This is a genomic window from Kribbella albertanoniae, from assembly GCF_004348455.1.
In the GTDB taxonomy this organism is placed as follows: domain Bacteria; phylum Actinomycetota; class Actinomycetes; order Propionibacteriales; family Kribbellaceae; genus Kribbella; species Kribbella albertanoniae.
Genome location: NZ_SMKA01000278.1, coordinates 1 through 12,213, shown reverse-complemented (window position 1 = coordinate 12,213; position 12,213 = coordinate 1). Strand labels below are relative to the sequence as shown.

Sequence of the window (12,213 nt, the reverse complement as noted above, 5' to 3'; positions counted from 1 at the left end):
CCATGAAGGCGATCGCGCGGTCGTTCTCGCCGACCTGGGTCGAGGGGATGGTTCCGGCCACGATCCCGCAGAAGAGGCAGTTCTCGCTCATTCGGACAGGCTATACACTGCGCTCGCCGAAGCTGTCACCCCGAGGAGCCCGATGCCGGACGATGTACTGCGCTCGAGTGCGGCGATGGATCCGGCGGATCGTCCTTGGCCGTTGCTGAGATTCGCGTATATCGCGGTGCTCGGTGGGGTGCTGCCGATCACCTGGCTGGCGTTCGTGAACAGCCGGCGGCTGGGTTTGAGTGACGCCAAGCGCGGGCTGATTGTGCTGATCGGGCTGGCTGGAGTGGTTGTCGAGTTCTTCGCGGCAGGGCTGTTGAACCCGGGTGGCGGCCTGTCGTGGCAGTCGCTGCTGCCGATGCGGATCGTCGCGGTGCTCTGCTACTACCTCCAGTGGCGGTTACAGCGGCCGAGTGATCGGGTGTTCCAGCTGAGCGGCAGGGAGTACGGAATGGGATTCGGCGCCGGCAATCTGGGGATGGTGGCGATCGGTGTGTTCACCGAGCTGATGATTGCCGTGGTGGCGAGTTCATGAGTGACGAGCTACTCAGGCCGACTATCGGGGAGCGCGTCGACCCGAAGGTGCGGCCGTGGCGGTTGAACTCGCAGGCGTATGTGGCGTTCTTCGGCGGGGTGATCGCTGCGACGATCATCGCTTCACTGAATGCGCGCCGGCTCGGGCTCGATCGCGGGAAGCGCTGGATGATCATCGGCACCGGCGTCGTCGGGCTGACGGCTGTGATCGCGCTTTACGCGCTGTTGAACGACGACGGTGAGCGGACGCAGAGTCTGCGGATTGTGGTTCGGATCGTTGCGGTGCTGTGCATTCTGGTGCAGATGCGGTGGCAGCGGCCGATGGATCGGGCGTTCCAGTTGCGCGGCACCGACTACCACTCGATGTGGGTGCTGGGACCGATCCTGGTCGTCGTGTGTGCAATCGTCGAGGCACTCCTTCTCGCCCTGGTGGTGATGCTGTGAACGAGCCGACCGAGGCCCGCCTGCAGATGGCTGGTCATTGGCTGCAGATCGGTCATCCCGAGCGGACCCTGGACGAGCTCCAGGGACTCTGGGGTGACGCGGCCGTGGACTTCCGCGCCTACCTGTTCCGCGGGGCCGCTTTGCACCAACTCGATCGGAATGCGGAAGCGATCGACGTACTGAAGGACGGGCTGGCGTTGCACGGTCCGTTCCTGCCGCTGCTGCAGGTTCTCGGGTCGGCGTTGCGCGCCGAAGGGCGGCTGCCCGAGGCCGAGGCGGCGTACCTGCAAGGTCTTAGCCTGGACCCGAACGATCCTGATCTGCTGATCGGCTATGCCCGCGTGTGTCTGACAGCCGGGCAGGCTGAGAAGGCGAGCGCGCTGGTCGAGCGGGCCGCGTCGCATGCGCCTGAGAGCGCGGTCGTGTCGGCGGCCCGGGCCGAGGTTGCGTTTGCGCTTGGCAACGACCGCGACATGCGCAAGCACAGCACCGAGGCGCTGTCGCACGATCCCGAGGACCCGCACGCGCGGGCACTGCACGGTACGGCGTCGATGCTGACCGGCGACTCGCGTTCGGGGTACAACTCGCTCGCCTCGGCCGCCGCTTCACAGCCCGGCGACCGGGACCTCAGTGAGGCCGCTCGCGAGGCCAAGCTGATGAATCACCCGTTGATGGCGCCGCTGCGTCCGTTCCAGCGCTTCAACCCGCTGGTCGTCTGGATCGCCGCGGTCGGGATCATCTACGGCCTCAAGCTGGCCGGCCTCCGGCCGCTGTCGTTCGTGTTCGCGATGGCCTGGCTGGGGTTCTGCATCTACTCCTGGGTGGCGCCGCCCCTACTCCGCCGCTGGGTCAACCGAGGATGGGGATCGTGAGTAACGAACGGATCGACGCCCTCCGCAAGGCTGTCGACGCCAATCCGGACGACGTTCTGCTGAGGCTCGTTCTCGCGGAGTCGCTGGTGGGCGCCGAGCACACCGAAGAGGCGCTCGACCAGTACGTCGTACTGCTGGACAAGGACGGTTTGCCCGAGGACCAACTGGTGCCGGTAGGGGAGCTGGCCGCGGCCAACGGACGCCTCGCACTGCTGCGCAGTCTGCTGGAGACGGCCCGCCAGAAGGGTGTCGTCGAGGGCACCGGCCGCCTGCAGCAGCTTGTCGACGAGATGATCTCCGAGCGCAGCGGCGTGAAGATCAAGGTCGGTCCGGAGACGGAGGACACGCCGTTCGCGGCCGACACCTTGAAGGAGACCACCACCTTCGACCAGGTCGGTGGGATGGAGGAGATCAAGCGGGTCATCCACCGCATGGTCGTCCTGCCGCTCAGCCGGCCCGAGCTGTACGAGAAGTACGGCCGCAAGTCCGGCGGCGGCGTGCTGCTCTACGGCCCGCCCGGTTGCGGCAAGACGCTGCTGGCCCGGGCGACCGCGGGGGAGTGCGGGCTGCCGTTCATCAACGTCCGCATCGAAGACGTGATGGACCCGTACCTCGGTGTCTCCGAGCGCAACCTGCACGCCGCCTTCGAGCGCGCCCGTGCCAACGCGCCGTGCGTGCTGTTCCTCGACGAGCTCGACGCACTGGCCTTCGCCCGGCACAAGCACGGTGGTTCCGAGGCGCGCCGGCTGGTCGACGTACTGCTCCAGGAACTGGATGCGATCGGCTCCGAGAACGACGGCCTATTGGTGCTCGCGGCAACCAATGCGCCGTGGGACGTGGACGAGGCGATGCTGCGCCCCGGCCGCTTCGACCGGGTGATCTTCGTGCCACCGCCGGATGAGCCGGCCCGCGCCGACATCCTGTCCGTGCTGGTGAAGGACGTCCCGGCCGACGGCCTGGACCTGAAGGCGATCGCCGGCCAGACGCCGATGTTCAGCGGCGCCGACCTGCGCGCCCTGATCGAGCGTGGCGTCGACCGCGTGATCGACGAAGCGCTGGCAGGAGGCGGCGAACCACCGCTGGCCATGCACCACCTCGCCGACGTCCTGAGCACGGTGAAGCCGTCCACCCTGGACTGGCTGCACCGCGTGCGCTCCTACATCGAGTTCGCGAACCAGAGTGAGCGGTACGACGACGTCGCGTCGTACCTGAAGTCCCGCGACGTCCGCCGCCGCCTCAACCGCGACACCAAAGGCACCAAGGGCTAACCCTTCACCTTGGAGGCGACGGAGTCCGGCATCGGTTCGTAGCGGGCGAACTGCCGGCTGAACGTTGCTGCGCCGTGGGACAGCGAGCGCAGGTCGATCGTGTAGCGGGCGATCTCCACCTGCGGCACCTCGGCCTTCACCAGCGTGCGGTCGTCGCCGACCTTGTCCGTCCCCAGCAACCGCCCACGCCGCCCCGACAGATCGCTCATCACCGGACCGACCAGCTCGTCCGGAACCAGCACCGACACCAGGTCGACCGGTTCGAGCAAACTCACCTTGGTCGCGGCCGCGGCTTCGCGCAACGCGAGCCCACCGGCCATCTGGAACGCCATGTCCGACGAGTCCACGCTGTGCGACTTGCCATCGAGCAACGTGACCCGGATGTTCACCATCGGGAATCCAGCCGCGCAGCCCTTCTCCATCTGCGCCCGCACGCCCTTCTCCACACTCGGAATGAACTGCCGCGGTACGGCGCCTCCGACCACCTTGTCGACGAACTCGAACTCCGACCCACCAGGCAGCGGCTCCACCTCGATATCGCAGACGGCGTACTGACCATGGCCACCGGACTGCTTCACATGCCGCCCATGCCCCTTGGCCTTGCCACCGAACGTCTCCCGCAGCGGCACCCGCAACTCCACGGTGTCCACCGTCACGCCGTACCGGTTCGACAACGCATCCAGTACGACGTCCGCGTGCGCCTCGCCCATGCACCACAGCACGATCTGGTGGGTCTCCGGGTTCTGCTCGATCCGCAGGGTCGGATCCTCGGCGGCCAGTCGCTGCAGACCGGCACCGAGTTTGTCCTCGTCGGTCTTCGCATGCGCCTGGATCGCGATTGGCAGCAGTGGCTCGGGCATCGTCCACGGCTTGAGCAGCAGCGGGTCCGCCTTGTCCGACAACGTGTCGCCGGTCTCCGCGCGCGTCAGCCGCCCGATCGCGCACAGGTCGCCCGCGATCACCGTGCCGGCCGGGCGCTGCTGCTTGCCCTGCGGGAACGACAGCGTGCCGATCCGCTCGTCCTCGTCGTGGTCCTGATGCGAACTTCCGTCGCCGAAGAAGGACGTGAAATGGCCCGACACGTGAACCGTCGTGTCGGGCCTGATGGTGCCGGAGAACACCCGCACCAGGCTCACCCTGCCGACGTACGGGTCCGAGGTCGTCTTCACCACCTCGGCGAGCAGCGGACCGCTCGGATCGCAGGTCAGTCCCTTGCGTGGGACGCCGTGCGGGTTGAACACCTCGGGCAGCGGATGCTCGGGCGGCGACGGGAACCCGCTGGTCGCGACCTCGAGCAGTTCGTGCAGGCCGGCCCCGGAGCCGCTGCAGACCGGCATGACCGGGAAGAACGAGCCACGCGCGACCGCACGCTCGAGATCCTCGATCAGCACCTTCTGGTCGATCTCCTCGCCACCGAGGTAGCGCTCCATCAGCGACTCGTCCTCGGACTCCTCGATGATCCCCTCGATCAGAGTGCCGCGAAGATCCTCGTACGACGGGTCCGGGGTGGACAGCAGCCCGACCAGCCCGTCGTCGGTCGGCAGGTAGAGCGGCAGCACCTTGTCACCGAAGGTGCCCTGGGCCGCGGCCAGCGCGTTGGCGAAATTCGCCCGGGCGTGGTCGAGTTTGGTGATCACGACGGCCCGCGGCATCCCGACCTGGTCGCACTCCTGCCAGACCGCACGGGTCGGCTCGTCGACACCTTCGTTGGCCGCGATCACGAACAGCGCGCAATCGGCCGCCCGCAGTCCGGCCCGCAGTTCGCCGACGAAATCGGCGTACCCGGGGGTGTCGATCAGGTTCAGCTTGATGCCGTTGTACGGCAGCGAGGCGAGTGCGAGCCCGACCGACCGCTGCTGCCGGGCCTCGGCGTCGTCGAAATCGCAGACCGTCGTTCCGTCCAGGACGGTGCCGGGTCTGGTCAGGACGCCGGAGGCCACCAGCAGGGCCTCGACGAGGGTGGTCTTGCCGGAACCGGACGGTCCGACGAGCACCACGTTACGAAGGGCGGCCGGGCTGTCCACAGCGGGCGCGGCGCCGGCGCCCAGGGCGGTATGCGTCTTGTCTGCCATGACGTTTCCTCCTGGGTCATCCACCATTCCCCTTACGGTCCCTTTGCACAAGCCCATCGGGCGGCCTCCCACTGCCCGACCCCGGCGCTCGATAGTGTCGCGGGCATGCGGAGGGCACTCGGGGTCGTCATCAGCCTGCTCGTCACCACACTGGCTCTGGCCGGCTTCGCGCTGCCCGCGTCGGCGGCGGCCGGGGACGAGGTGCGGGCCTTCACGATCGACTACACCGTCGGGAGCGACGGCGTACTGCACGTGAAGGAGACGATCAACTACCACTTCGGCAGCTACGGCCGGCACGGGATCTACCGCGACCTGGTGATCCGCGAGCCCTGGCTGGACGACCGGTCGAAGGACCAGAAGTACGAGGTCTCGAACATCGAGGTCGACAGCCCGACCAAGGCGCCGGACGCGTTCGACACCGACACGACCAAGAAGAACGGTGACCGCGACCAGATCCTCCGGATCAGGATCGGCGAAGAGGACAAGATCATCTCCGGCCAGGACGCGACGTACGTGATCACGTACGACGTCCGCGGGGCGCTGCGGCACTTCGACGACCACAGTGAGCTGTACTGGGATGCGATCGGTTCGGAGCGGGAAGCGCCGATCAGGCAGGTGACTGTGAACGTCACGGTCCCGGAGGGCGTGCAGAAGGTGGACTGTTTCACCGGTCGCGGCGGATCGACCGAGAAGTGCCCACGGAAGTCGGTCGTGGCCGGCAAGGGAGTCTTCGGCGTGACGGGGCTCGCGCTGGGTGAGAAGTTGACGATCGTGGCCGGGATCAAGGCCGGCGTCGTACGGAACGACACCCCGATCGTGGTCGACCCGCCGGGCTGGCTGCAGCGCAACGGCCTGAACATCCCGGCGCTGATCGGCTCGGGCGTGGTCAGCCTGTTCGCGCTGGTCGTCGCCGTGATCTACGCGAAGACCGGTAACAAGGACCAGCGGTTCGCCGGGATGCCGCCGGGGACCTTCCCGCCGGGCGGGACCGCCGCCGTACCGGAGAAGAACACTCTTGACGACGACCAGATTCCGGTCGCGTTCTCGCCACCGCGGATCCCGGTCGCCGAGGCCGGTCTGCTGATCGACGCGAAGGCAAACACCACCGAGGTCGCCGCGACGCTGATCGACCTGGCGGTCCGCGGCGGCGTCCGGATCGAGAACGACGGCACCGAGCGCCGAGCCGTCCTCCTGGACGGCGGCGTCGCCACCGCGCCGCACGAGCAGGCGTTGCTGCAGGGCATGTTCCCGGGCCTGGTGCCGGGTGCCTCGGTCACGCTGGAACGGCGACCGGTCGGGGACACCTCGATGGCGCAGACCGCCCTGGCGATGCTGGACGCGTTGCGCGACCAGGTGGCGCAGCGGGAGTGGTACACCCGGCTGCCGTCCAAGCTCGGCAGCCGCGGAGGCTCGGTCTTCAAACCACACAGAGCCTTCGGCTGCATTGTCGTGATCATTATCTGGGTGATCGCTGGAGCCGCCGCTACGGCGACCGGCGCGTCGACCGGTGGATTCGGCCGGGCGGTGGTGATCGGCATACCGGTCCTGGCCGTGATCATCGCGATCGCCACCTGGGTGCGGATCCGGGCCCGCGGCCAGCGCACCCCGGCCGGTCGCGCCGTCACCGATCAGGTGATCGGCTTCCGCAAGTACCTGGCCACCGCCGAGGCGGAGCAGCTGCGCTTCGAGGAGGGCGAAGACATCTTCAGCAAGTACCTGCCCTGGGCGATCGCCTTCGGCCTGGCCGATCGCTGGCAGAAGGTCTGCCGCAAACTCGTCGACGCCGGCCAACTGACCCCGGACCCCTACTGGTACGTCGGCCCGTCCTACTACTCGTCCGGTTGGACCGCAGGCCACGTGAGCTCGACAGTCGCGCAAACCTTCCAGCCGCCGCCCACCCCGTCCAGCAGCGGCGGTGGAGGCGGCAGCTCATCAGGCTTCAGCGGCGGCTCCTCAGGTGGCGGCGGCGGTGGCGGAAGCGTTGGTTCCTGGTAATTGGGCTCGCGTTCTGTCGGAGGGCCGTGCCTATAGTCAGTTCATGTCGAGTCGTGTGCCGTTAGGCCCTACCCCTGATGCCGCTGTTCTGCGTTCCCGCGTGGAGCGTGCCCGTACGGCGGCTGCCGGTACCGGACTGTTGATTGCCCCGGGCTCCGACCTGCGGTACCTGATAGGTCAGGGCGGCGGGTCGTTCGAGCGGCTGACCACGTTGGTGATCCCGGCCGACGGCGTACCGGCGTTGGTGGTGCCGAAGCTGGAGGCTCCGGGGTATGCCGGCGTGCCGCTGGACGAGCTCGGGATCGAGGTCGTCACCTGGGTGGACGGTGATGATGCGTATGCGTTGGCAGCCGACCGGTTGAGTGGTGCGGACCGGGTTGCGGTCAGCGACTTCACGCCGGCGCTGCATGTGCTCGCGCTGCGGTCGGCATTGCCGAAGGCAGAGCAGGTGCTGGCCGGTCCGATCGTGCGGGAGCTGCGGATGCGGAAGGACGCGGCCGAGATCGACGCGTTACGGACGGCTGGGGCAGCGATCGACCGGGTGCATGCGCGGGTCGGTGAGTGGTTGCGGCCGGGGCGGACCGAGGCCGAGGTCGGCGCGGATATCGCGGCCGCGATCGTCGAGGAGGGGCACACGATGGCCGACTTCGTCATCGTCGGTAGCGGGCCGAACGGCGCGAGCCCGCACCATTCGGTGTCGGATCGGGTGATCGAGTCCGGTGATGTCGTGGTGGTGGATATCGGTGGGCCGGTTCCGGAGGGGTACTTCTCGGACTCGACCCGGACGTATGCCGTCGGGACTCCGCGTGATGCGGACGTTGCCGCGACGTACGCCGTACTGCAGGAGGCGCAGCAGGCCGCGGTGGATGCAGTGCGGCCGGGTGTGACGGCCGAGTCGATCGATGCGGCTGCGCGAGAGGTGATCGCGGCGGCTGGGTTCGGCGAGTACTTCATCCATCGGACCGGGCATGGGATCGGGCTGGATGTGCACGAGGAGCCGTACATCGTCGCTGGGAACGAGGTGCTGCTCGAGCCGGGGATGGCGTTCAGCATCGAGCCGGGGATCTACCAGCCAGGTCGGTGGGGTGCGCGGATCGAGGACATCGTCGTGGTCACCGCGGACGGTGTCGAGCCGATGAACCAGCGGCCGCACGAGCTGGTCGAGCTGTAGGGGGTTAGCTGGCGCGGAAGGTTTTGCGGTAGGCGAGCGGGGACACACCGAGCTCGGAGCGCAGGTGGTGCCGCAGGGAGGCCGCCGTACCGAGACCGGCTGCGGTGGCGATGCGGTCGACGGACAGGTCGGTGGTCTCCAGCAGGTGGCAGGCGTGCCGGATGCGCTGCTGCATCAGCCACGTGCCCGGCGACTGCCCGGTCTCGGCCTTGAACCGGCGGCTGAAGGTCCGCACGCTCATCCGGGCGTGCGCGGCCATCGCCTGCAGGCTCAGCTCCCGGTCGAGGTGATGTAACGTCCAGGCGCGGGTGGGCGACGTACCGTCAGTCCCCTCGTCCGGTACGGCGCGCTCGATGAACTGCGACTGCCCGCCATCACGCCACGGCGGGACTACACAGGCCCGGGCCGCACGGTTGGCGACATCGCTGCCGAAGTCGCGGCGGATCAGGTGGAGGCAGAGATCGACCCCGGCGGCGAGCCCGGCCGAGGTGAGGATGTCGCCGTCGTCGACGAACAACTGCTCCTCCCGCAGCTCGACCTGGGGATACCGCTCGCGGAACAACTCGGCCCGCTTCCAGTGCGTGGTCGCAGGCCGGCCATCCAGAAGCCCGGCCGCGCCCAGCACGAAAGCGCCAGTACAGATCGACGCGATCCGCGTGCCCGGCCGGATGGTCGCGAGGGCTGCCGCGAGTGCATCCGGCAGCGTGCCCTCGTAGCGGGGCTGCGGAATGTAGGTGCCCGGGATGATCACGGTGTCCGCCGCGGCCAGCGCCTCGGGACCGTGATCCGGGATCATGCTGAAGCCGGCGCTCACCCGGACCGGCTCCCGATCGACCCCGCACACGCGGACGTCGTACAGGTGGGTGCCATCGGCGCGGGTCGCGGCACCGAGGACCGTGGACGGGATGGTCATGTCGAACCCGACCACCGGTTCCAGCGCCAGCACAGCGACGATATGCGTCATGGCCACATCTTGACACATGATGGCGTTCCGGCCACTAGTACGGCGGGCGCTGGGGCGGCAAGGTAGTCGGGTGACGCAGACTGTGGAGACGAAGAAGCCTGCCCGGGTGCACCTGGCCTGGGCAGTCGCTGCGGTGGGGTTCGTGACATTGATCGGCGCGGCCGGGTTCCGGTCCGTGCCCAGTGTGCTGCTCGATCCGCTGCACGAGGAGTTCGGCTGGTCGCACGCGACGATCTCGTCTGCGGTCTCGATCAACCTGCTGCTGTACGGCCTGATCTCGCCGTTCGCCGCCGCGCTGATGGACCGCCTCGGTCTGCGCAAAGTTGTCAGCGGAGCGTTGGTGCTGATCGCGCTGGGCAGCGGCCTGACGATCTTCATGGAGTCGTCCTGGCAACTGCTGCTGTGCTGGGGACTGCTCGTCGGTGTCGGCACCGGCTCGATGTCGATGACCTTCGTGGCGACGATCACCGGGCGCTGGTTCGTCGAGCGCCGCGGTCTGGTCACCGGTCTACTGACCGCCGCCGGCGCTACCGGTCAGCTGGTCTTCCTGCCGCTGATCGCGAACCTCGCGACGAACTACGGCTGGCGGACGCCCGCTCTGGTCGCAGCCGGTACGGCGCTGGCCGTCGTACCGCTGGTGCTGATCTTCCTGCGTGACTACCCGAGCGATGTCGGTCTGCGCGCGTACGGTGCCCCCGAGGGCAGTCTTGCCGGGCAGCGTGTGGAAGCGACCGGCAGCAGTGCGCTGCGCGCGCTGAGTGCACTCCGTACGGCGGCGCGGCGGCCGGCGTTCTGGATGCTGGCCGGTGGATTCGCGATCTGTGGTGCGTCGACGAACGGTCTGATCGGGACACACTTCGTCACCGCTGCGCACGATCACGGGATGCCGATCACCACGGCGGCCTCGCTGCTCGCCCTGGTCGGCATCTTCGACGTCGCCGGCACGATCTTGTCCGGCTGGCTCACCGACCGCTGGGATCCGCGGTACCTGCTGATCGCCTACTACTCGCTGCGCGGCCTGTCCCTGCTGGTACTTCCGTCCCTGCTCGGTCCGACCGCCCAACCGAGCGTCTGGGTCTTCATCATCTTCTACGGACTGGACTGGGTGGCGACCGTGCCGCCGACCGTCGCGCTGTGCCGGGAGTGGTTCGGCGTTGACGGGCCGATCGTGTTCGGATGGGTGTTCGCCTCGCACCAGGTCGGTGCCGCGCTGGCAGCCGTCGGCGCCGGTGCGATCCGGGATCTCCAGGGCAGCTACAACCTCGCTTGGTATCTGGCCGGCGGCCTGTGTGCTGCGGCTGCCCTAATGTCCGCGAGTATCGGGCGGCGAATCGTGGCCTCGGATGCATTGGTTCCTTAATCGGTCGTTAGCGGGGACGGCCTGGGGTTAACCTGCGGAAATGACGCTGGGGGAGATCGACAAGATTGCTCAGGAGACCGGGTTCTCCGGTGTCGTCCAGATCGATCGGGGCGGACAGGTCGAATTCGCGCAGGCGTACGGGCTGGCCAATCGGGCGTACGGCGTACCGAACACGCTGGACACCAGGTTCGGGATCGCGAGTGGTAGCAAGGGATTCACTGCGCTGGCCGTGATCTCGCTGGTGCGTGAGGGTGCGCTGGAGTTGAGCACCACGGCCCGGTCGCTGCTCGGTAAGGACCTGCCGCTGATCGCGGACGACGTGACGATCGAGCACCTGCTCACGCACACGTCCGGTATCGGTGACTACCTGGACGAAGAGGTCGACGCCGAGATCACCGACTACTTCATCGGCGCGGCTCACGACCTGGCGACGACCGAGGCGTTCCTGCCGCTACTGGACGGACATCCCACCAAGTTTCAGGCGGGTGAGCGGTTCGGCTACTGCAACGGTGGGTTCGTTGTCCTCGCGCTGCTGGCTGAGCGGGCGAGCGGCGTTGGGTACCACGACCTGGTCCGAGAGCGGGTGCTGCGGCCGGCGGGGATGACCCGGACCGATTTCCTGCGCTCCGACGAACTGCCTGCTGATGCGGCTGTCGGGTATCTGCCGATAGACGGAGTGGATCGGACGAACGTGTTCCACCTGCCGGTGCTGTCGACCGGTGATGGTGGCATCCACACCACGGCCGCTGACATCTCGACGTTCTGGCGGGCGCTGTTCGCCGGCGACATCGTCTCGTCGGTAGAAGAGGTGGTGCGGCCGCGCTGCGACGTACCGGAGGGATCCCGGCGGTACGGTCTCGGATTCTGGCTGGATGGGACGACCGACGACGTGACGCTGGTCGGGTACGACGCCGGCGAGTCGTTCAAGTCCACCCACGACCCGCACACCGGCACCACCTGCACCGTGCTGTCCAACACATCACCGGGAGCCTGGCCGATCGCGCGCGCCTTCGTCAGCTAGCCTCGATCTAGGTTGAGGTAGTTGTTGGAGGGCGGAGCTGTGGGTGGAGTCGTGGACGTCGAGCCAGGTGAGCTGACGGTCGGGCAGCTGGCGCAGCGCAGTGGAGTGGCGATCTCCGCACTGCATTTCTACGAACGCCAGAACCTCATCATCAGCCGCCGGACCGCCGGCAACCAACGCCGCTACAAACGCGACACCCTCCGCCGCGTCGCGATGATCCGGATCGCCCAGCGCGTCGGCATCCCACTGTCCGAGGTCGCCGCGATCCTCGCCCTCCTCCCCGAGAACCGCACCCCCACCCGCAAGGACTGGGCACGCATCTCCGAATGCTGGCAAGCCGAACTGGACCGCCGCATCCTCCACCTCGAGCAACTCCGCGACGACTTCCAGGACTGCGTAGGCTGCGGCTGCCTCTCCCTGGACCGCTGCGCCCTCGCCAACCCCCACGACACCCTAGCCACCAA

The 12,213-nt window shown here is 68.0% G+C and carries 11 protein-coding genes; 9 read left to right on the top strand and 2 right to left on the bottom strand.

Annotated features, from left to right (window positions below):
• Positions 1 to 142 precede the first annotated feature (142 nt).
• The 4 genes from E1261_RS37335 to E1261_RS37320 are packed head-to-tail and all read left to right on the top strand — an operon-like array spanning position 143 to position 3,166.
• A complete protein-coding gene (locus tag E1261_RS37335) occupies positions 143 to 583 on the top strand; it encodes a hypothetical protein (protein ID WP_132414464.1) in 441 nt (146 codons plus the stop codon).
• Positions 580 to 1,026, top strand: a complete 447-nt coding sequence (locus E1261_RS37330) for a hypothetical protein (RefSeq protein ID WP_132414463.1) — start codon at positions 580 to 582, stop codon at positions 1,024 to 1,026. The genes E1261_RS37335 and E1261_RS37330 overlap by 4 nt, the downstream gene beginning before the upstream one ends.
• Positions 1,023 to 1,898, top strand: a complete 876-nt coding sequence (locus E1261_RS37325; protein WP_132414462.1) for a tetratricopeptide repeat protein — start codon at positions 1,023 to 1,025, stop codon at positions 1,896 to 1,898. Before E1261_RS37330 ends, E1261_RS37325 begins: the two co-directional genes overlap by 4 nt.
• Positions 1,895 to 3,166 carry a tetratricopeptide repeat protein gene (locus tag E1261_RS37320; protein WP_132414461.1) on the top strand — a complete coding sequence of 424 codons (1,272 nt, stop codon included), beginning with the start codon at positions 1,895 to 1,897 and terminating at the stop codon, positions 3,164 to 3,166. The genes E1261_RS37325 and E1261_RS37320 overlap by 4 nt, the downstream gene beginning before the upstream one ends.
• On the opposite strand, the gene E1261_RS37315 is transcribed toward E1261_RS37320, so the two are convergent.
• Positions 3,163 to 5,238 carry an elongation factor G-like protein EF-G2 gene (locus tag E1261_RS37315; protein ID WP_132414460.1) on the bottom strand — a complete coding sequence of 692 codons (2,076 nt, stop codon included), beginning with the start codon at positions 5,236 to 5,238 and terminating at the stop codon, positions 3,163 to 3,165. The genes E1261_RS37320 and E1261_RS37315 overlap by 4 nt on opposite strands.
• Positions 5,239 to 5,343: 105 nt before the next feature.
• Here E1261_RS37315 and E1261_RS37310 point away from each other — a divergent pair, with 105 nt between their 5' ends.
• Together E1261_RS37310 and E1261_RS37305 are read left to right on the top strand one after the other, a co-directional pair.
• Complete coding sequence (locus E1261_RS37310; protein ID WP_132414459.1) at positions 5,344 to 7,233, top strand: DUF2207 domain-containing protein; 1,890 nt, start codon at positions 5,344 to 5,346, stop codon at positions 7,231 to 7,233.
• A 43-nt stretch (positions 7,234 to 7,276) separates the two neighbouring features.
• Positions 7,277 to 8,404, top strand: a complete 1,128-nt coding sequence (locus E1261_RS37305) for a M24 family metallopeptidase (RefSeq protein WP_132414458.1) — start codon at positions 7,277 to 7,279, stop codon at positions 8,402 to 8,404.
• Between the two features lie 4 nt (positions 8,405 to 8,408).
• Here the strand turns inward: E1261_RS37305 and E1261_RS37300 are convergent, their stop codons facing one another.
• The gene (locus tag E1261_RS37300) at positions 8,409 to 9,368 is read right to left on the bottom strand and encodes a GlxA family transcriptional regulator (protein ID WP_202875370.1); all 960 of its coding nucleotides are present in this window, start codon (positions 9,366 to 9,368) and stop codon (positions 8,409 to 8,411) included.
• A 70-nt stretch (positions 9,369 to 9,438) separates the two neighbouring features.
• Between E1261_RS37300 and E1261_RS37295 the strand changes: the two genes are divergently transcribed.
• The 3 genes from E1261_RS37295 to soxR form a co-directional block, all read left to right on the top strand.
• The gene (locus E1261_RS37295; protein WP_238176670.1) at positions 9,439 to 10,728 is read left to right on the top strand and encodes an MFS transporter; all 1,290 of its coding nucleotides are present in this window, start codon (positions 9,439 to 9,441) and stop codon (positions 10,726 to 10,728) included.
• A gap of 40 nt (positions 10,729 to 10,768) precedes the next feature.
• Positions 10,769 to 11,749: a serine hydrolase domain-containing protein gene (locus E1261_RS37290; RefSeq protein ID WP_202875369.1), complete on the top strand. Its 981-nt coding sequence runs from the start codon at positions 10,769 to 10,771 to the stop codon at positions 11,747 to 11,749.
• A gap of 51 nt (positions 11,750 to 11,800) precedes the next feature.
• Positions 11,801 to 12,213: redox-sensitive transcriptional activator SoxR (gene soxR / locus E1261_RS37285; RefSeq protein ID WP_132414455.1), on the top strand; the 413-nt coding region annotated here is incomplete at its 3' end.